We start from the raw sequence: 19837 nt of genomic DNA, 5'->3' as shown, positions 1-19837 counted from the left end.
CCTCTATTCATCTCATATTTTGTAATTTACTATTAAATCCACTTTCTTTTACGAGCAAACCATACGCCCCCGCCCAGAAGAACGATAACCCCTCCGATAACAGCGATACTGATAAAGGGATTCGTTTTATCGGAACGCTCCATAGGTGCATGTGCGGACGCTTCTTTCGCCGAATCCGCTTGTTTTGCATCTGAACTAGTTGCTTCAGATGCTTTAGCTGGCGCTTCTACGGTCGCTGAAGGCTGGGCTGCTTCCGTAGTTGGTGCTGGACTAGCACTAGCCGTTGCACTAGGCTCAGGGGACTTCGTCTCCACTGCTGCAGCTGCATCGGGTGCCTTCGTCTCTGTCGGTTTAACCGTTGACTCTGGTTGATCTGGCTTGACCCCTGCCTCGTTCTTAACCGGCGCAGTTGTTGCCCGCGGCTTGGGAACGGGAGTAGACTCACTTGGAGTGGCAGGCTTGACATAAGCCGTGTAAGGGAATAAAGGCTTCACCTTACCATAGATAAAATTGACCTTTTCCTTGAAGACATCTGGTTGTACATCCTTCTTCCCTACGCCGAACAACCCAGGATTCCCCAGCGCTTCAAGCGCAGCATCGAAAGCTTTATTCATTTCACTCGTACCCGCCCCGACATAAGGCGCCAGTGTGTCAAAGGTCGCCTTAGCTTTGGCTAGCAAGAGTTTAGACTCTGCATAATCATCAATGCCTTTAGCAGCGTAGGTGAACCGTCGATCCAAGTTCATAACGAGGACGGCTTTGAAATTAGCAATGACTAATTTACTATCTTTGGCCTGGAAATTAGCATCTAGTGTGGCACCTATTCCTTCGCCGAAGTGCGATACGAGTTCTGCTCTTCTCTCCTTGTAGGCGCCTTCCGCAGCGTTCCAATCGTTCGCCCCATCTCCAATACTGGATTGCACCAGTTTAAAAGTTTCAGCAACATCTTCTGTATTAGCGTCACCATACGAATAGGCCAGCGCGGAGGACGGCAGGATGATCAATGCCGCTAGAACAAAAGTCATGCCGGCTAGTAGCCATCGTTTCATATCTTCACCCCTGCTATGATTGTTTGGAATCTCGTTGTCGTTGATAATCATTTTCATTGATAATGATAATCATTATGTATTCATGTGTCAACCATTATTTTGCTCTACTAAAAAGAAAAAAACCGACTTAACGCACCCACTCATATAAAATGACGTGAGCATAAGCCGGATCAAACAAAGCGTCTGACTTAAAGTCGCCGATCTGCTTCAAATGCTCCTTCACCGATTTGCCTTGCTGCTCAAAGCCTCGAACAACATGATCGGTTAGCAGTACTCGCCGCTCGGGATTCGCCCCAGCCAACGCTTGAAAGTACCCATACGTATAGATGCGCTCATGATCGTAGTCCGCCTGCAAGTACTGCAGAACTCTCGTTTCTTCCCATGTAAACAGCAGGAGAGACTCTTGCAGGCTGCTTACATAGTCATGAAGCTGATAAACGGCTGGCTCTTCCACGACCTGCCGTTTCTGAAGCTGAGCCCCGTAGACGACTTGAATGGATATGAGGCTAATGAGGAGGGCGTATAGGATCGTTGGTGCTATTCTCAATAGACGCTTCCCACGCGTGGGTGTCCTTAATCCCTCTGCGGTACGAATGATAAAAACAAACATAAGAAGCAATATCGGGGCAACGACAGGAACGATATGACGCGGTTTCTCAATGTTTTGACCAAAAAGAGCCCATAGGGTGTACAGAACGGCACAGCCAACGAGCCAGAAGATATAAAGGCGATTCTCATTGCCCTGCACAGCTGGAGGAGCGAATCTCCGACCCATAACTGCTGCAGCAACCATAATAACAAGCCAAAAGCCAATGAGAATGGAACCGCCCAGCAGTGCTGATCCCAGTAAATTGTGTCCGATGAGTTGATAGATTCGTTCTCCCAGCGGCATCGGGGTAGAAATGACGCCGCCGCCCCATTCGGAAAAGTGTCCTTCAACGAAAGCTATAGAAAGCTTCCAGAAGCCAGCTATGGTTCCTTCGGAAAGCACCAATCCAGCTATCCAAAGCAGTTGAAACAACAGCGCAGCCAAGGCCGAGCACCCCAGTCTCAACCATCTCCGCCAACCTCTCGCACCATACTTCCAAATCCCGTACCAGAGCGGCACTAGCGCTAGACCGTATGGAAAGAAGGATAGGCGTGTACCCATAAGGAAGCCGAACATCAGCAGCGCTAGACCATGGCGAAGCATTGAACCGGGACGATCCATCGCAAAGCGGATACTCCAAAGAAACCACCACAATAAGGCCATACCCGCACACTCCGACATGGGACGTGAGGACATGAGCCAAATGTAGGGGCTGCTTAATACGAGCGCAGGCAGTAAAAGACTCTTTATGCCGCTGCTCGTCAGACGATTTGCCAGTAAAAACATCGGAAGCGCGGAGCTTAAGGCTGCTAGGGTATTGAAGACAGATAAAGCTTTAACGGGATTATTCATCCACTGGTTAATAAGCCATCCGCCTAGAATGAAATACGGATAACCTGGAAAATGAGGCTGCATGGCGAGAAGATCATACCTATGTAGAGCCAATGTAAAATCGACCTCGTCCCACGTTCGCGCAAAGGGGCTGGCGTAGATAATACTCAGGCACGTCACTCCAGCAATAACCGCAGCTGCGAACAGCGCCAACCATCTTGCATTGCGTCTCATACGCCCGCATCATCTCGATTCGTCTGTGGATTCACATTGCGTTTGGCGACAGGGCGTCTCATTTCTTTATAGATCGCCGGAAGAACGGAGGTTACATATTGTCTGAATTTGATGAAAGATTGGCCTTTGGTCCGGACTTGGTATGAGATAGGAATCTCCTCCAATCGGTAGCCCTGACGAACCAAGTTTAACGTGAGCACCTGGGCGTAATTGTAGTCGTGGACAATAACGGCATTCTCCATCGCATCGCGGGAAAACCCGCGCATCCCGGATTGGCCGTCATAAATCCATCTGCGCAGCAGAATCGCCTGCAGCAGTGTGAACGTATAGTTGCCTAAGCGGCGATGCAGCTTCATGCCTTGAATTTGCCCTTTGAAGCGTGAGCCGAAGGTGTAGTCCGCGCGCCCGGCGATGATGGGTTCAAGGACACCGGGAATTTGCTCCGGCGGATACTCATTATCCGCATCAATCATGATGCCAATGTCAGCGCCGAGCAGGCAGCATTGCTTCAGCCCTTCACGAACGGCAGCGCCGAGCCCTTTATTGTGCGGGAACGACACGATGTGGTCGGCTCCCGCTTCCCGAGCGACGGCGACCGTGCGGTCCTTGGACCCGTCGTCGATCACGAGCACCTCCACCTCATACTGGGGGTGGAAAGCTCTCGGCACGCGGGCAATAACCCCGCTGATATTCTCTTCTTCGTTATGCGCAGGCATAAAAACGATGATTTTCTTCTTAGTCATGATGCTTGATAGCCTCCGATAGGACGGGTCCGCGACTATGGCTCGGGAATGGCGCGCCCAGTAGATAAGCTAGAGTTGGAGCCATAGATACAAGGGAATGCTTTTCATCAATGCGATGGCCGGACTCAATCGCTGGACCATGCAGGAAGAAAGGCACATAGCGCTCACCTTCATCCAAATGGCCATGCCCGCCAATACCATCAGCCTGTCCATGATCGGCACATATGATAAGTGTCGTATTCTCCATCATGCCGCGCTCTTCAAGCCAGCCTACAAATTCTTCAATTAATTTATCGGCTTCTGCAATTTTTTGCGTGTAATCGTCATATAAAACGCCTCGGCTGTGACCCGTTTGGTCAACACCAATCAATTGGGCAACGAGTAAATCCGGGTTTTGTTCGGCCATGATCTTCTTCGCCCGTTCGATAATATTACGATCTGCGACATCGTTGTGCATCACAGCGGTCACACTCTCAACATCGTCTCCCATGGAGTCGATTAAGTGCGCTATACCGAGCAGACGCCCTTTTTTCCCAACCTTACGCAGCGAATCAAAAATACTTTCAACCCGAATACCCAGCCTCCAAACCATATTGGAGCGAATACCATGCTCGCGCGGGTAAGTCCCCGTGAACATCGAAGAGAAACATACCACGGTACGCGCAGGATACACGGTTTCCATTTGAGCATACTCTGTGCCTTCTGCTCGCAGTTTCTTCATAAATGGCGCGTCAGCTTCTTCAAAGCGCTCTTTGCGCATCCCGTCCACGACAATCACAATAACCTTCTTGTTCAGTGCTTCTCCGCCTGCTTGTACATCGCTTGAATCGCGTGTGTACGTAGGGATTTCGGCTGGTTTCCAATCAAACAAATACCGGTGGAGAATGAAGCTGTATATCAGCAATCCACCCGCAAATAGAAGTCCCGTACCCACATCAGCGGAAATACCCCCCTCGAACTGACGGTAATAATGATTCCATACGAAAAGCAGCAGCAAAAACTTAGGCATCTGCTCCTGCGCATTGCCGCTAGTTGAGTCACTATTTTTCAGAACAAGCTTCCAGAACCGTGTGAAATTCCACCAAGTCGTCCCAATTCGTAGATGATAGTAAAAAGTGCCCCAGAAATACACCGTAAAGAAGTAGAACAACCCAAGCGCTAGCAAGTAAAGCGAGAAATCAGACCGCTCCCAAATCAGCAGCGCAGCAATTAACGGCATCCATAAATAATTTCGTAAAAAAAGCGGAAAATCGAAGCAATAATATAGTACAAAAAGAGGGAGGGTCACCAGCAACCCTAGTCCGGCAGCAGACCAAAAGCTAGGATCGGACAATACACCGATATGATAGAGCAAAAAGACGCCCACAACGAAAATCGGGGTAAACGGTTTTCCCTCATTTAGCAAGTTCCAGCAGCGAGCTGCTACAATTTCAAACGATGAAGCTTTTTTCATGTTAATCATCCTTCCGTACGTTGCCATTCAATGATGGTTTTTTGTGACTCGTAAGCCGTCCAATCCAGGTTTTCATCTCGCTCCAACGTAAGGGCATTCGCACAAGTGAATACGCCCCTAATGTATAGGCAAATAGAAATTTAAATGTATGCGACACAAGCGCCGCTCTATAAGCATCCTTACCATCCACACCCAACAAGACAAGAGACCCGCTCATAGTACTCTCATAAGTACCTATCCCACCTGGGGTAATATGAAAAATTTGTCCGGCAATCGTCATACTATTCGCCCAAACGAGCGAGATTGTCCCAAGCTGCAAGCCGATCATGTGAACAACAGCAAAGATAACACCAGCTTCTAGGATCCAGCTTAGAGCAATTAAGCCTATGATGACGACCCCTTTGCCAGAGAGCATTTTAAGATGAAAATAGGCCGAATGCTTCGCTATAAACGGAATTTTGCGAATCACAGGCAGGTAATGCGCTGTTGCCAGAATCACCGTTCCCCCAGCCAGCACCGTCACCCATATCCAAGAAGAGGGGAGTCCTAACCGTACGATGCCGATTCCCCCAATGCCAGCAAGCACGAGCATATCAAGCAATCGCATGACCGCAACGGAATGGAACGCATCTTCCCACGATTTTCCTCCATGCTTCATATATAAACCGGCACGAACGCCATCTCCCGCTTTGACCGGAAGTACATGATTGACGAGCAAGCTATAGCTAATGGCATGAAAATAGATGCTGAATCGCACCTCGGGTCCTGCGTAAATTCGCCAAGCTGCTGCCTTTAGGAGGAAGGAGAGCAGGTAGATAACAAACATGAAGACCAACCATTGCGGTTGATGAAAAAGCAGCCCTACGTCGCGTAGCCATTCCTTTGAATCAAACCATTGCCATGTTAAAAAAATAGAACAAACGATTAAAAGGAGCGCCATGAAACGAACAATTTGTTTCTTAGTTGGCATATTTGTTGTGACCTTCTTCTTTTAGTTAAGGGTACCTCAAACTATATAAATGTGAGAATGAGAATCATGGTCAGTATAGGTGGTTTAGGGGGCTACGTCAACCTAATCTTACTCTTTTGTAACTGCAAAGATTTGTTCGATTGTGAATGAATTGTGTTCATTACTCTCATTTTTCGGGTGGGCAATACCTTTTATACTTAACATAAAGGTGTTATTGAAATGAAAGGCGGTTTATCCCGATGAAGCCTGAAACTAGCATGTCTCCCCAAAAGCTTTCTTCACGCAAGCTGACAACAGCTTTTACCCTGAAAGGACGCTGGGAATCGCCCATAGCTGGGTATCTATTTATTTCCCCGTGGTTACTTGGATTTCTGCTGTTAACCTTATGGCCGATGATTCAATCGATGTATTACTCTTTCACGAAATATACGTTGTTAGATGCGCCAGAGTGGATTGGTCTGCGAAACTATGAGCGTATTTTTGCAGACGATGAAATGTTTCGTCAATCATTGAAAATAACGATTCTTTTCGTCGTTTTATCCGTGCCCCTCAAACTCTTTAGCGCCTTAATGGTTGCTATGGTGCTCAATAAGAAAATAAAAGGGATTTCTGTTTACCGAACGTTCATCTATTTGCCTTCACTAATAGGGAGCAGCATTGCTGTGGCTATTCTTTGGCAAAATATTTTCGGTATTAGCGGTTTCATCAATCGATTTTTAAGTTATTTCGGTATTGAAGGAATCAGTTGGATTAGCAATCCCAATACGGCATTAGGCACCTTAATTATTCTGGTTGCTTGGCAGTTTGGTTCTTCGATGGTTATTTTCCTAGCCGGATTAAAACAAATACCTGCCGAGTTATATGAGGCTTCTTCCGTGGATGGGGCATCTATAATCAGACAGTTTGTCAGTATTACCTTGCCTATGCTGTCGCCTGTTCTGTTGTTTAATCTGGTGCTGCAGACAATCGGTTCCTTTCAAATGTTTACCCAAGCCTTCATCATTACGAAAGGCGGACCCATTAACTCCACGTATATGTACGCTTTATACCTATATGATCGCGCCTTTTCTAGATATGAGATGGGTTATGCTTCCGCTCTGGCATGGATACTCCTTGTGGTGATTGCGATCGTAACGGCTTTAATTTTCGCCTCATCCCGTTACTGGGTATTCTATGAAACCGAAGGAGGGAGAAGAAAATGAGAAACCATCTGATTGGCTTCCGGACTTTCCGAACGCATTTCTTATTAGCATTATTTAGTCTAGTCATGATATATCCCATGTTATGGTGGGTGGGAGCTGCCTTTAAATCAAACGCGGAGATGAGCTCACCTAGTTTTTTCCCTACGGAGTGGTTATGGAGCAACTTCAGTCAAGGGTGGGTGGCCATCCCTAAGTTTACCTTTACTCATTTTTATCTGAATACATTTGAACTGATTGGCGGAGTTCTAATCACTTCTATCGTTTCCTGCAGCTTGGTGGCTTTTGGTTTCGCACGATTGGACTTTCCTCTGAAAAATTTCTGGTTTTCCATTCTGATGGTCACCCTGATGCTGCCAAGTCAAGTGACACTGGTTCCCCAGTACATCATGTTTAATTCTTGGGGTTGGGTCAATACGTATCTGCCTTTCTATGTTCCACATGCCTTAGCAGGCGGTATCGGAGGACCTTTCTTTATCTTCCTGTTGGTGCAATTTATTCGCGGGATTCCGCGGGAGCTGGATGAATCGGCCAAAATGGACGGCTGCAGCTGGTTCGGCATTTACCTACGAATTGTGCTGCCCTTAACGAAACCCGCACTCGTAACGGTCGCCATTTATTGTTTCCTTTGGAATTGGGACGATTTCTTCGGACATTTGCTGTATATCAATTCTGTGAGCAAATACACCGTCGGTCTTGCCTTGAAGCTGTTCGTCGACAGCCAATCTGCACTTCCGTGGGGACAATTACTTGCCATGTCACTCGTTTCTATTATTCCGTCACTGATTCTCTTTTTTATGGCGCAGCGCCATTTTGTCGATGGCATTGCTTCAGGTGCAGTGAAAGGATAAAATAATAGGATAAAAAAAAGGTTGCGCTACCTGCAGCCTTTTTTCCACTTTTATGGAAGTAATTGAGGGGGAGCTGCTGTGTTTAACTTATTCAAGCGCGTTCGCATCGGTCGCCTGTTCTTTGGAAGCTTCGCCGCATTCATTGCCGTGCTGCTGCTCATTTCCTCCTGGATCAGTTACAGCTTAACTTCACGTGAGTTAGCTAGCAATACCGCCAACTATCAGCAGGATTTGTTAAATGAATTGAATAAGCGCCTAGTGACTCAGCTGAACTCTATTGAGCAAATGTCTCTCGCAGCCTCCAGAAATATCGATATTATCGGGTATGATCCTCTGGAAAGTGACTTGTTTGAGCTAAAAAAACGTAAGGAAGATTTAGTAAATCTACTGGCCAGTATTACCTATAGCACGACGATGGTACAATCCATTTATTTATATATCGATCGTCCGTTTGTGACAGATGCCCACGGTCCAATTCGCGTTTATGATTGGCGTAAGGTAAAGGATGAAGACTGGTTTTCAGACATCCAGAATAATGATTTTGCATGGATTAAAGAACGTACGATTCAAACCAATACGGGCTCGTTAACGGTTACTAGCTTTGCAAGAAAGCTGTACAATAACTCGGGCATCTATTACGGTTTGCTATTACTCAACGTGAAATCATCCGAGATCCAGAATTTAATTCGAGGTGAAACGGAGGGAAGAAGCAGACTGCTAGTTGACGCTGGCGGCAGAACAATTGCTGCCATAGGCGATCCTAACTTACAAGAGAGTGAGCTGGAGAAGATTAGGTTGATTCAAGAGAAGTCCGGAAGTGTTCATTTAAAAGCGAAACAACAAAATGAATCCTTACTCGTTTGGAGTAAATCCCCCTCGAACTGGACATTAGTTGAGGTGACACCGTGGAAGAGTATTATTCATGGCAGTATCCGATTAGCGCTAATTCTCTTAACCGTTGGTTTATCCGCCATTTTTATCGCTTCCTTTTTCACTTTCTTTATATCCAGACAATTCACTAATCCCATTCGACTTTTGGTTGCTTTTATGAGTAAGCTTCCCGATCGGGGTCTTGTTTCGGACTTGCCTACGGATTACACCAATGAGTTTGGAAATTTATTTAACGGCTATCGTAAACAAATGGAACGAATTGAGGAACTTTTAACATCCTTGAAAGCTCAGCACAAACGCCAACGCGAAGCCGAAATTAAGGCGCTGCAGGCCATGATCAATCCCCATTTTCTATACAACACATTGGATCAACTAAACTGGCTAGCTATTGATTCCGGTCAAACTAAAATCAGCAAGATCCTCTCCTTAATGGGTAAAATGTTTCGCATTGGCCTATCCAATGGTGAGACATTGATTCCCATCGCAGATGAGATGACTCATGTCGAATGTTATTTGCAAATTCAGCAAATTCGTTGGGGCGATCGCTTGGCGTTTACCATTTCCGTTGATGATACAGCCAAAGATCTCTATATACCGAGATTAACCCTGCAGCCATTTATCGAAAATGCGATCATCCACGGTTTTCACGGGCGAAAAAAAGGAGAAATCCGAGTAAGTGTGCAGCTGCTAGGGCAAGACATCCAATTTCAAGTTTGGGATGATGGTGTAGGGCTGCGACCCAATTGGGATCAACCTAAGGCAAGGAAAACAGGCGGTTACGGATTACGAAATGTGAAAGAACGAATTGAGGCTTATTTCGGGTCTCCTTATGGGGTCCATATTACAAGTACGGAAGGCAGGGGCACCGAAGTCACCCTTCTTTTGCCGCAAATCCAAAATAAAGAAGAAGTCGAGGAGAGGTATCATGTGGAAAATACTCATTATTGATGACGACTTTCAAGTGTTGGAGGGTATGAAGAAGGCTATTCCTTGGGAGTCCATTGACGCAGAATTAGTGGGTGAAGCCAGTGATGGCGCCGAAGGTTTAGATATGGTCAGACAAACCCAACCGGACATCGTGATTACGGATATTTACATGCCCGTGATGAACGGCCTGGAAATGATCGAGAAGCTCCGAGAGACGAACTTTCCCGGTGAACTGATTATCCTTAGCGGTTACGCCGACTTCCAGTATGCCCGGCAGGCTTTGCGGCTGCAGGTTAGTGATTATTTGTCCAAGCCCGTAACCATTGAAGAGCTGGGGGCTGTGCTAGCCAAAGTCATTAAAGAACTGGAAACGAAAGAGCTGAAAAAAATAGAGCAAGAAGAAGTCAAAAGAAGGCTGATGATGTATGAGCCCTTTGTGCAGCAAGAATGGTTGAAGTCGGTCATTACCGGCACCTTTAATGAAACGATTGCCGCGGAAAGCATTCAGCTATCTGAACAATCCTACTGGCTGCAAAGAAACCACCTCGTGATGGGTATAGAGCTGATGAGCACTGTTCGCACGGTTAACCTATCGCTAATTGATTGGAATTTGTTTCGTTTTGCATTAGCCAATATTATTCGTGAAATCTTGGCTGAAGATTGGCCTGAGTCCGACTTTATTGAGCTTCACAGCCATCATGCCGCGATTATGTTTCATATTGAGCGTTCGAGTGTAATAGATGACGTTATGCGTAGGATTCAATTGATTGGCGAGCGTATCACGGACTGTGTCCTTACTTACCTGCGGCTAACGATCCGTCTAGGGTTAGGCCAGATGAAGCAATCCTGGCAGGAAATATCGGATTCCACCGAGGAAGCCTTTCTAGATTTATTACAAATGACCATCAACCCGCCGCTTGCACAAGAACATCCCTCTACGGTTCCATCAGAGAAGGAACTTGCTATTCGTCCTATTAAGTTTTATCAAGAGCTTGCGGAAGCGATTGTCTATTCCAAAGAAGAAACCGCTGCACAGATTGTGGAAGCTTATATCAACCGTCTGCAATCCATGTCAACCATAACCCCGGCATACTTGCAGTATTTATGTACAGAGCTGTGGACTATATTTGCTTACTCCTTATACAGCGTAGGGATTGTGCTTGATGAACTGTTTCCAGAAATAAAGCTGCAGTCGGAAATTATTCAAATCCAAACGCCGGAGCAATTACAGCAATGGCTGGGGGGCAAAATTCATATCATAGCAACTAGCCGCCATTGGAACGAGAATTCCAAACATAAAGAAGCGGTTGATTTCATGATTCAGTATGCACACGATCACTATGCCGAAGAGATCAGCTTGGAAGATATGTCGAAGCAGCTTTACTTGTCTCGCAATTATTTGAATCAAATATTCAAGAAAGCGACCGGTGAAACCTTCACGAACTACGTTATACAAGTGCGGATGAAGAAGGCACAAGCCCTCCTGGCCGAAGGCAAATATTTGATTTATGAGATATCCGAAAAAGTTGGCTATAAAAACGTCCCTTATTTTAGCTCTATTTTCAAAAAATATAATGGCATCAGCCCAAGTGAAGTAAGTAAGAGTGGGTTATAACCGGGAATGTACCTATTTGTATAATATTGTGATCAATAGTGAAAGAAGTGTGTTCATTACTCTCCTTTTTCTTCTTTTTAGTTGTCCTATAATTAACTTGTAAAGATAATGAGGTAGTGAAAGGGGATTTTCAATGAACGTGCAGATGAGAAAATGGAGCATGCTCTCGATGACTGCCATGATAGCGCTGTCCCTAAGTGCATGTGGTTCCGGAAACACACCAAGTACTACGGGAAGCAGCCCTGCAGCTGCAACAGCAGCACCCGCGGCTACAACCTCCCAGCCCGTTAAGCTCCGCATTGTATGGTGGGGTTCACAGGCAAGGCACGACGCTACATTAAAAGCACTAGATGCGTATACAAAGAAACATCCGAATGTGACCTTTGAGCCAGAATTTTCTGGGTTTGATGGATACGCGGATAAGCTGGCTACTCAAGCTGCAGCCAAAAATGCTCCGGACATTATCCAAATGGATCCGGCATGGCTCGCCGAGTATGCAGGAAGAAACCAGCTGGCTGACTTATCCAAAGGCATTCGTACCGAAGATATCGATAAATCGCTCGTGGATTCAGGGAAGTTTAAGGATAAGCTTTATGCCATCGCTCTAGGCAATAATGCAACGGGCATGATCTACAATAAGAATGCCGTTGAGAAACTAGGGGTCACTCCTCCCAAAAACGGTTGGACATGGGATGAATACTTCCAATTCGGTAAAGATGCTAAAGCCAAGCTTGATAAAGACAAATATGTGTTGATGGATGGGACATCCGATTATACCATGTATTCTTCTTATCAAATTAGCCAAGGCAAAGGCTACCCGATAACGGTAGACGGTAAATTCAATTTCGATAAAGAAACGTGGCTAACCTATGTTAAAAAATACACGGAGTTGCGAACAGCCGGGGTCATTCCACCCGCTGAAATCGCCAGCACAGATAAAGAATCGGACGCGAAGCTGGATTTAATGAACAATGACAGTGTATTGATGAAACGCACTTTCGCCGCTCTATTCCCTGGTTATGAGGGTGTTAAGCCTGGTGCTTACTCACTCATTGCTCAGCCTAAAGGGCCACAATCCAGCGGATTTCTGAAGCCTTCCATGTTCTGGTCCATAAGTGCTGATTCCAAGTATGCCGAAGAATCCAAGAAATTCATCGATTGGTTCGTGAATGATAGCGAAGCCGCAGACATTCTAACGACAACACGTGGCGTGCCGGTTTCCAAAAAAATGCTCGATTACTTAACACCTAAGTTAACTGCCGCAGATAAATTACAAATTGAACTCATTAAAACTGTTGCTCCTGACGCTCAGCCTTTCAATGCTGGGGCTAAAGGCTGGAGTAATTATACAGCTAAAGATTATAAGAGTATCGGTGAAAAAGTGATGTTCGGCAAAATAACACCAGAAGCTGCTTATGAGGAGCTTGTGAAAAAAGCAAAAGATTATCAATAATTTACATGAGTAAGGAGCCTCTTAGAGGCTCTTTATTTTTATATGGCTGCCTTTGGAGCAGAACGCAAAAAAGAACGACCCTCAACGTGATGTTAAGAGGCCGTTCTTCGAGAATGCTATTTGTGCAAGCTAAGCTTACAGTTTTACAACGTTCTCAGCTTGTGGTCCGCGGTTGCCTTGAACTACGTTGAACTCAACGCGTTGGCCTTCGTCCAAAGATTTGAAACCTTCGCCAGTGATTGCGGAGAAATGTACGAATACATCGTTGCCGCCTTCAACTTCGATAAAGCCAAATCCTTTTTCTGCGTTAAACCATTTTACTGTTCCTACTGCCATGGGTAATACCTCCAAAGTTTTATTAACATGTCTTTTTTCTTGTTTCGAACAAAAAAATTACACATTGGAAAAGGTTTCATTAACTTAATGATAACCCTTTGCAATACGCAATTCAGGGTGAATCTTTAAGACTTAACATTACTTTACCACACAATATCATGTAATGCAATTGTCCCTAGAAGGGATTTCTTGCTAAAGATAAGAACTCTTCCCTGTCCTCTATTTTCAAGGCAATAGCAAGTGCTAATGCGACATCTTTCGACGGCTCGATTCGACCATTTTCGATAGAATTAAGGATGGAATAGCTGATTCCAGCCTTCTCACCAAGCTTACGGAGAGTTAGATTTTGCTGCTGTCTGAGCTCTTTTAATTTCGTATGAAACGCCACTGTTGCGCCCTCCTCAGCCATTTTGGTTGCCTTGCTGCCTGCGAATTTCGGCTTTAATTTTGTCGAATGGGTCCTGCCAATGGGGGGGCTTGATGGTCTTGCCGGTCTCATTTTTATGAACTTGTCCATCGGGCCATACCTTGGACATATTTGCATGCTGAACAATATCAAAAATCGGTCCAGGCTCTACACCCATTTCAACCAATGTACCAAGGACAAAATATAACTCATCGATCATCGCATCCACTTCGTCTTCCAGTGTGGCTGCTTCTTTAAACTCCTGGAGTTCCTCCTCCATCCAAGCTAGACGAGCCGCTTTGCGGCTTTCGGAAAGGCGCTTTGGAGATGTGCCTACGGGATGCTCAAACGTCTCATGAAACTTTTTAACATCATCAAATGCTTTTTTTAAGGTCATTTCGTTTCTTCTGCTCCCTTGCAAACGGTTTTCTTTTATATACCATTTAAAAGTACCCTCGGTCAACAAAAAGCCCTAACTCGATTCTCCTTCGATGGTGGTAAGTACTTCACCATGATAGGAGATCGAGTGAGGGCTTGAGGAGGTAGATTGAGGCTTAAGCGCGGATTTCGCGCTTAAGCAGGCTTGTCCATTTTTATAAACGACGGCCTGTAATGAATCTATCTTTCCAGTAGCTTTGGTTTAAATCAAGAATAACTACACCAGAGCTTGGCGTGTTGCTAATGAATTTACCATTGCCAACATAAATACCGACATGATTAATGCGGCCGGGTTTCGTCGTGCTGAACATGACTAAATCACCCTTACGCAAGTTTGCTTTCTTTTTAATAGGCGTTCCTAGCTTTGCTTGATCATCGGATCCCCAAGGAATCGTGATGCCATTCTTTTTGAAAACAAGCTGTGTGAACGAGGAACAGTCTAACCTTAAACGTTGAATGTCTCGGACACCGAAACGATATTTCACTCTGCCTACATAGGACTTGGCTGTACGGACAATGCTATCTGCTCGCGACGCACTTATCGCTGTGCTTGTAACGTCAAGCGCATCTATAGTGCTGCCTGCTTCAACAGCAGCATGGGCAGCTTGCGGGCTCCACAGTACGCCTCCCGCGGTCAACAAGGAAAGACTAAGGCTTATCCCTACTAACGATTTACTAAGGCGGTTCTTATCTATGAAAATCATGATTGATTTCCTCCTTCTTGATCGTGAATATTAGGTATGACCTGTGCTACAACCATAGCACAAGATTACCCGCCTAATATTTACCACAAAAAAGAGAAAGTCGCTAACCGCCTAGCTTTATTACCATTTCTGAGAATTTGATGAGAATTTGATGAAAATCATTCCCTTGACACATATTTGTCTGGTTTATCTCCCGAATTCTCCTGACGATATTCCGAAGGGGTTACGCCGTACTTTTTGCGGAAAACTTGCGAGAAGTGGCGCATATCATGATACCCGATACGTTCGGCCACGTCAGCAAGCTTGAGTTTGGGATTCATCAGCAGCTGTTTCGCTTGCTCCAAACGCAGGTGAATAACGTACTCCTTGAAGCCTTGACCCGTCTTCTGCTTAAAAAGCTGACTAAAGTAGACAGAGTTTAAGTAAACGATCGAAGCGACCTTCTCTAGCGATAGATCGGCATGGTAGTGCGTGCGGATATATTGCAGGGCAACTTCTATAGAGCGATCGCTGCCGCTGGCATGGTGCTCGTAGACCTGCGTCGTAGACGCTTGCCTCATGCGCTGTACTTCTGCCGGCACCGCCTGGAAGCAGTCGATCAGCTCAGAGCTCATCATCTGGAAGGGCACCTTCAGGTACTTCACGAGATGGCTGCGCAGCTCATCCACCAACAGGGTCATGCTGCCACCTTCCGGCAGCGTAACAAGTCCTAGCAGGCTCTTGCTGTCGTGCACCGTCACGAAGCCCTTGCCGTAGCGCTCGATAAGCTCAAGCAGGACGTTCTCGATAATGAAATTTTCGAGGAAGACAGGCTTATCCGTCTCCATTTTAACCATAATAAGATGAAAATAAGGGTGCTGCTCCATGAAGGGTCCCATATCGATGCGCCCCGTGTCCAAGCCTTGTGCCCAGCGCTGGAAGACGGCTTCCTGCAAGTATTTGCGGTTGGTCTTCAGCAGTTCAGCCTCTTCGATCAGCTCCGTATCACGCGTAACTTCTTCACTAAGCTTGCTGATCATATCAATCAAAACCTCTTTGCCGATCGGCTTAAGCAAATAGTCCTTCGCCCCTAGCCGCACTGCCTCCTGAGCGTAAGCAAACTCCGAATAGGCCGAAATGACAACCCATTTCACATGGGGATGCCGGCTCCGAGACATATTCATGAGTTCTAGACCGGTCATGCCCGGCATCAGAATGTCCGTGAGAACGATATGAATCTGATGGCTGCGCAGCAGCGTGACGGCTTGCTCCGCATTCGCAGCCAGATGAACCTTATGCTCGGGGAAACGGTTCTGCAGCGTACGCTGAATGCCCTCTCGTATGACTGTTTCATCATCTACGATGAGAATGTCCATGTTTTACATTCCTTTCCGAGGAAGCGGCATCGCGATGATGACCGTTGTTCCTTCCCCTTGTTTACTATGAATACGGAGCCCGTAGGCATCTCCGAACATTAATGCTATGCGGCGGTGAACATTGGTAAGTCCAATGCCCCGTCTTGTTTTCACAGAAGGACTTGCCGCTTGGCCGGAGTTTGGCGCTATAGACTGCTCCATTTTCATCGAAGTAACCACACCGCTTACCTCCGTTGTATCCGCGCGCAGCAGCTCCTGCATTTCCTCTAAGGTGCTCTCCGGCATACCGACCCCGTTATCATTAATAATGATATGAAGCTCTTGCTCATGGACCTCCGTAAATACATGGAGATTACCCGGCTCACGGGAAGGCTCCAGCCCATATTTAACGGCGTTCTCGATGATCGGCTGCAAGGTCATTTTCGGGAGGATGACATCCAGATAATCGGGATCAATTTGTATGTCTGTGCTAACCCTACCCTCTAAACGGCTCTCAATAATCGTGATGTAATGCCGCATTTGATCCAGCTCCTGCCGCAGCGTCGTCTTAGACGCTTCCTGCCAGTCGCTGCTGTATCGAAACATATGGGACAGGGCCAAGATTACCTTGCCTAATCGATCGTTCTCCCGCTCATCCAACATCCAATAAATCATATCCAAGGTGTTGTAGAGGAAATGAGGATTAACCTGCGATTGAAGCGCCTGCAGCTCCGCATTCTTCTCACTCATGGAAGAGAGTGTAATGCGCTCAATAAGCTCCTCCATCCGGTTCACCATTCGATTAAACGATGAAACCAACGAATTAATTTCCTCAAACGACTTCACCGTCACAGAGCCTTTGAAATTCCCCATTTCTACTTGCTTCATCTCGCGGATGAGAAGCTTGAGCGGTGATGCAATGTTGCGGGAAATGAGACTTGCCAAAGCGGTCGACAAAATAACGAGTACAACAATAACCACATACAAATACTCTCTTGTTTTCACGACCTCAGCGTTAATATCCCCTTTGGGGGTTAAGCCGATGACCGTCCAATCCGACATCTTCGCCTTCGCGGCGACGATCAGTTGATCCGTCCGATCATCAACGATGATCTCATTGGATTGAGGACGCGGAAGCCCGCTGAAAGAAGGCGGAATGACCTGCTCTTCCGCGGTAGAAGCGATCATCCGATTCTCGCGATCAACAATATACACGAGGCTGTTCGGACTGATGGTCACATTCGAAAGTGCATCTAGAATCGGACGCGGATTCGTTTCAATGAGCATAACGCCTATCACTCGGTGGTCTGTTAAATCATACAGCTTGCGCCCAAATATGAATAACGGATCCTTCTGAAACTGATTGATGACAGAGCCTTGGAATAGCCCAAGCCAAACCATCTCTCCGGATGAATCCTGCAGCTTCCGGTACCACACCGAGGATGGATAGTTCGTGTCCATAACACTATGGAATCCTCGTTCGTAGTTATAGTTTTTGCCGGCATTCGTAATCACATGAATTCCGACAATATCATCGCGTGAGTAATAGATAGCCCCTAAGATATTGGTAATCGTGCGCTCATTAATAATGCTAATAGCTTCATCCTTATTAGTATCGCGATCTTGGATTAATCTGAGCAGCTCAAAATTGCTGTTCAGTGATTTCGTAATACTGTCATAGCCTTGCAGCAGCAAATCAAATAAACCTACCGTTTGAGAAATATTTTTCTCCGCCAAATCACTAATTTTACTATGGATGATATCCGTCGTCTTCTTATAATAAAGCACGCTTCCCAAGAGGAACGAGAACTAACATGCAGGAGATAAAGAGAAGAAATAGCCGGTTATGAATGGAGTGTAAGCCTCGTGTCACTTGGTTGTCGATCCCCTTTCGCTATACGCTATTTCCTATTTTATCATAGGCATCCTAAGAAACAGCAAAAAGAGAGGGGTGAATTAACCCTTCACCGCTCCCGCTACCATACCTTTTGTAATTTTATCAGCTAACAAGAAATAGATGAGAATGACCGGCAGCGCGCCCAGTACAAGGAAGGCACCGATTGCTCCGTAGTTAACCGAATATTGACTGACGAAGCTGTTCACCCCGAAAGGCAGCGTCTTCAGCCGCTCGGACGAGATGAAAGTCGCCGCGAGAATGTACTCGTTCCAAATACTAATGAAAGTTAAAATACAGACTGTCATCATTGGAGGAACCGAAATCGGTAAGATGATACTGCGGAAAATCCGGAAAACCCCCGCGCCATCCATAACCGCGGATTCCTCAATCTCACTCGGAATGGATTTCATAAATCCACTGAGGATAAAGACCGCAATCGGCGTCTGGAACGCTATATATGGAAGAATGATCGATATATGCGTGTTCAGTGCATGTAGATTTTTGAAAATAATCATGAGCGGCAATAACGTTGCCTGCAGCGGCACCATCATCCCGATGAGGAAAATGACCATCACGAGCTGACCATATTTCCAGCGGAAACGGGAGATCGCGAACGAAGCCAGCGAACTGAGCAGCAGGACGCTCACCATCGTAACCGAAGTGACGAATAGGCTGTTTTTCAAATATTGAAAATAGTGCCCCGCCTTGATCGCATCCGTGAAATTCTTCCATTGAAGCGTATGAGGGAGAGCAAAAAATTGGCCCGACAGGATTTCTTCATTGCTTTTTAATGAATAAATGGCCAGCCAAAGCAGCGGATATACTTGCGTAACCACGAGTAGGGAAAGAAAGGCGATCACGATGATTTTGACGATAGAGAGGCGTTTGCGTCTCCGAATGGTTGCAGGCTTAGCCGAAGCTATTTCCCGTGCGGTCTGCATGGTAACACTCCCCTCCTTCATGAAAATCTTCTCTCTAGTCGGTTGAATACCGCATTAATAATAACCGTTGCGATCAAACACATGCCAACCAAGAAAGCCGCAATCGCGCTTCCATACCCATATTTCATGGAGAGGAAGGACATGTTGTACATATGCGTGGAAATCACGTCTGTCGCGTGTGCTGGTCCCCCTGCGGTCATGACCATGACCATGTCGAAAGCTTGCAGCGAGCCGATGAAGGCGAGGACGATCGATATTTTAAAAATCGGAATATTCATAGGGAAAGTAATATGCCAGTCGGCTTTAAGCCCCTCGGCTCCGTCAATCCGGGCTGCTTCATAAATATCAGCAGGGATGTTCTGAATACCGGTAAACTGGATCAGCGTATGGTAACCTAAGTACTGCCATAGGGCTACAAAATAGAGAGAATACATCGCAATCTTAGGATCTGTCAGCCACGATCTCGTCCAACCATGTAAATTCAACATGTCGAGCACTTGATTGAGCATGCCCCCCATCGCAGCGGGGTTATAGATCGTTTTCCACAATTGACCGATGATGACGACGGATAAAATAACAGGTAAAAAGTAACTCGAAACGAGAAAATTCGGTTTTTTGATAAATCGGTTCAAGAGAATAGCTACACCTAAAGCGACCGGAATTTCAGCCATGGAAAACACAGCAAACATCAATGTACGGCGAACAGAGGGCCAGAATACAGGATCTGCGAAAAGCAGCGTTTGAAAATTTTTGAGACCGACGAATGTCGACTCGCCAATTCCGTTCCAATCCAGCAATCCACTGTAAAGAGACACGAGAATCGGGACGAAAACGAGACTAACATAGATCAGTAAACACGGTAGTACAAACATGGCAATCGTCCACTTGGAGACTCTTAACACATTCACTTGGCTCGCCTCCTTCCTGGCATATACCAATCGGAATTTACCTTCAGCCCTTTGCGGCGCTCAAGATA

The 19837-nt window shown here is 46.1% G+C and carries 18 protein-coding genes; 5 read left to right on the top strand and 13 right to left on the bottom strand.

The genetic code is table 11. The features are described 5' to 3' along the window. Window positions 1-32: 32 nt before the first annotated feature. The 5 genes from QFZ80_RS34580 to QFZ80_RS34560 all read right to left on the bottom strand — a co-directional run bounded on the left by QFZ80_RS34580 (window position 33) and on the right by QFZ80_RS34560 (window position 5869). Window positions 33-1049, bottom strand: coding sequence for a hypothetical protein (locus tag QFZ80_RS34580; RefSeq protein ID WP_307563236.1), 1017 nt, complete (start codon window positions 1047-1049; stop codon window positions 33-35). Window positions 1050-1176: 127 nt separating this feature from the next. After that, window positions 1177-2703: a nucleoporin-interacting protein gene (locus QFZ80_RS34575; RefSeq protein ID WP_307563233.1), complete on the bottom strand. Its 1527-nt coding sequence runs from the start codon at window positions 2701-2703 to the stop codon at window positions 1177-1179. Further along, window positions 2700-3446 carry a glycosyltransferase family 2 protein gene (locus QFZ80_RS34570; RefSeq protein WP_307550812.1) on the bottom strand — a complete coding sequence of 249 codons (747 nt, stop codon included), beginning with the start codon at window positions 3444-3446 and terminating at the stop codon, window positions 2700-2702. The genes QFZ80_RS34575 and QFZ80_RS34570 overlap by 4 nt, the downstream gene beginning before the upstream one ends. Further along, a complete protein-coding gene (locus QFZ80_RS34565; RefSeq protein WP_307563231.1) occupies window positions 3439-4899 on the bottom strand; it encodes an alkaline phosphatase family protein in 1461 nt (486 codons plus the stop codon). Before QFZ80_RS34565 ends, QFZ80_RS34570 begins: the two co-directional genes overlap by 8 nt. 1 nt (window position 4900) lies before the next feature. Next, window positions 4901-5869 (bottom strand): lysylphosphatidylglycerol synthase transmembrane domain-containing protein, encoded by a 969-nt coding sequence (locus QFZ80_RS34560; protein ID WP_307563229.1) that lies wholly within the window; start codon window positions 5867-5869, stop codon window positions 4901-4903. A 239-nt stretch (window positions 5870-6108) separates the two neighbouring features. On the opposite strand from QFZ80_RS34560, the gene QFZ80_RS34555 reads away from it, so the two are divergent. The 5 genes from QFZ80_RS34555 to QFZ80_RS34535 all read left to right on the top strand — a co-directional run bounded on the left by QFZ80_RS34555 (window position 6109) and on the right by QFZ80_RS34535 (window position 12805). Then, complete coding sequence (locus tag QFZ80_RS34555) at window positions 6109-7071, top strand: carbohydrate ABC transporter permease (RefSeq protein WP_373460286.1); 963 nt, start codon at window positions 6109-6111, stop codon at window positions 7069-7071. Continuing rightward, complete coding sequence (locus QFZ80_RS34550; protein WP_307563227.1) at window positions 7068-7919, top strand: carbohydrate ABC transporter permease; 852 nt, start codon at window positions 7068-7070, stop codon at window positions 7917-7919. The genes QFZ80_RS34555 and QFZ80_RS34550 overlap by 4 nt, the downstream gene beginning before the upstream one ends. A gap of 78 nt (window positions 7920-7997) precedes the next feature. Beyond that, complete coding sequence (locus QFZ80_RS34545; protein ID WP_307563225.1) at window positions 7998-9758, top strand: sensor histidine kinase; 1761 nt, start codon at window positions 7998-8000, stop codon at window positions 9756-9758. Then, window positions 9736-11352, top strand: coding sequence for a response regulator transcription factor (locus QFZ80_RS34540; RefSeq protein ID WP_307563223.1), 1617 nt, complete (start codon window positions 9736-9738; stop codon window positions 11350-11352). Before QFZ80_RS34545 ends, QFZ80_RS34540 begins: the two co-directional genes overlap by 23 nt. A gap of 133 nt (window positions 11353-11485) precedes the next feature. Beyond that, window positions 11486-12805 carry an ABC transporter substrate-binding protein gene (locus QFZ80_RS34535; protein WP_307563221.1) on the top strand — a complete coding sequence of 440 codons (1320 nt, stop codon included), beginning with the start codon at window positions 11486-11488 and terminating at the stop codon, window positions 12803-12805. A 135-nt stretch (window positions 12806-12940) separates the two neighbouring features. Here QFZ80_RS34535 and QFZ80_RS34530 read toward each other — a convergent pair whose 3' ends face one another. The 8 genes from QFZ80_RS34530 to QFZ80_RS34495 all read right to left on the bottom strand — a co-directional run bounded on the left by QFZ80_RS34530 (window position 12941) and on the right by QFZ80_RS34495 (window position 19769). Beyond that, a complete protein-coding gene (locus tag QFZ80_RS34530) occupies window positions 12941-13141 on the bottom strand; it encodes a cold-shock protein (protein WP_028555213.1) in 201 nt (66 codons plus the stop codon). A 175-nt stretch (window positions 13142-13316) separates the two neighbouring features. After that, the gene (locus QFZ80_RS34525; RefSeq protein WP_029196808.1) at window positions 13317-13529 is read right to left on the bottom strand and encodes a helix-turn-helix domain-containing protein; all 213 of its coding nucleotides are present in this window, start codon (window positions 13527-13529) and stop codon (window positions 13317-13319) included. A gap of 13 nt (window positions 13530-13542) precedes the next feature. Next, entirely contained in the window at window positions 13543-13944 is a 402-nt protein-coding gene (locus QFZ80_RS34520; RefSeq protein WP_307550827.1) for a pyrophosphohydrolase domain-containing protein, read from the bottom strand. Between the two features lie 196 nt (window positions 13945-14140). Beyond that, a complete protein-coding gene (locus QFZ80_RS34515; protein WP_307550828.1) occupies window positions 14141-14689 on the bottom strand; it encodes a C40 family peptidase in 549 nt (182 codons plus the stop codon). Between the two features lie 158 nt (window positions 14690-14847). Further along, on the bottom strand, window positions 14848-16044 hold the full coding sequence (locus tag QFZ80_RS34510) for a response regulator (protein ID WP_307563219.1): 1197 nt from the start codon (window positions 16042-16044) through the stop codon (window positions 14848-14850). Between the two features lie 3 nt (window positions 16045-16047). Continuing rightward, window positions 16048-17811: a sensor histidine kinase gene (locus tag QFZ80_RS34505; RefSeq protein WP_307563217.1), complete on the bottom strand. Its 1764-nt coding sequence runs from the start codon at window positions 17809-17811 to the stop codon at window positions 16048-16050. 168 nt (window positions 17812-17979) lie between these two features. Further along, a complete protein-coding gene (locus QFZ80_RS34500) occupies window positions 17980-18861 on the bottom strand; it encodes a carbohydrate ABC transporter permease (protein ID WP_307550832.1) in 882 nt (293 codons plus the stop codon). A gap of 17 nt (window positions 18862-18878) precedes the next feature. Beyond that, a complete protein-coding gene (locus tag QFZ80_RS34495) occupies window positions 18879-19769 on the bottom strand; it encodes a carbohydrate ABC transporter permease (RefSeq protein WP_171687942.1) in 891 nt (296 codons plus the stop codon). Between the last annotated feature and the right edge of the window lie 68 nt (window positions 19770-19837).

Source organism: Paenibacillus sp. V4I7 (assembly GCF_030817275.1).
Lineage (GTDB): Bacteria > Bacillota > Bacilli > Paenibacillales > NBRC-103111 > Paenibacillus_E.
This window is presented reverse-complemented; position numbering and strand designations above follow the sequence as displayed.

Excerpts from the sequence above, each read along its gene's own strand:
- QFZ80_RS34540 (WP_307563223.1), top strand. The coding sequence starts at position 9,736 with ATGTGGAAAATACTCATTATTGATGACGACTTTCAAGTGTTGGAGGGT.
- QFZ80_RS34570 (WP_307550812.1), bottom strand. The coding sequence starts at position 3,446 with ATGACTAAGAAGAAAATCATCGTTTTTATGCCTGCGCATAACGAAGAA.
- QFZ80_RS34550 (WP_307563227.1), top strand. The coding sequence starts at position 7,068 with ATGAGAAACCATCTGATTGGCTTCCGGACTTTCCGAACGCATTTCTTA.
- QFZ80_RS34580 (WP_307563236.1), bottom strand. The coding sequence starts at position 1,049 with ATGAAACGATGGCTACTAGCCGGCATGACTTTTGTTCTAGCGGCATTG.
- QFZ80_RS34520 (WP_307550827.1), bottom strand. The coding sequence starts at position 13,944 with ATGACCTTAAAAAAAGCATTTGATGATGTTAAAAAGTTTCATGAGACG.
- QFZ80_RS34565 (WP_307563231.1), bottom strand. The coding sequence starts at position 4,899 with ATGAAAAAAGCTTCATCGTTTGAAATTGTAGCAGCTCGCTGCTGGAAC.
- QFZ80_RS34500 (WP_307550832.1), bottom strand. The coding sequence starts at position 18,861 with ATGCAGACCGCACGGGAAATAGCTTCGGCTAAGCCTGCAACCATTCGG.
- QFZ80_RS34575 (WP_307563233.1), bottom strand. The coding sequence starts at position 2,703 with ATGAGACGCAATGCAAGATGGTTGGCGCTGTTCGCAGCTGCGGTTATT.
- QFZ80_RS34515 (WP_307550828.1), bottom strand. The coding sequence starts at position 14,689 with ATGATTTTCATAGATAAGAACCGCCTTAGTAAATCGTTAGTAGGGATA.
- QFZ80_RS34510 (WP_307563219.1), bottom strand. The coding sequence starts at position 16,044 with ATGGACATTCTCATCGTAGATGATGAAACAGTCATACGAGAGGGCATT.
- QFZ80_RS34535 (WP_307563221.1), top strand. The coding sequence starts at position 11,486 with ATGAACGTGCAGATGAGAAAATGGAGCATGCTCTCGATGACTGCCATG.
- QFZ80_RS34555 (WP_373460286.1), top strand. The coding sequence starts at position 6,109 with ATGAAGCCTGAAACTAGCATGTCTCCCCAAAAGCTTTCTTCACGCAAG.
- QFZ80_RS34530 (WP_028555213.1), bottom strand. The coding sequence starts at position 13,141 with ATGGCAGTAGGAACAGTAAAATGGTTTAACGCAGAAAAAGGATTTGGC.
- QFZ80_RS34560 (WP_307563229.1), bottom strand. The coding sequence starts at position 5,869 with ATGCCAACTAAGAAACAAATTGTTCGTTTCATGGCGCTCCTTTTAATC.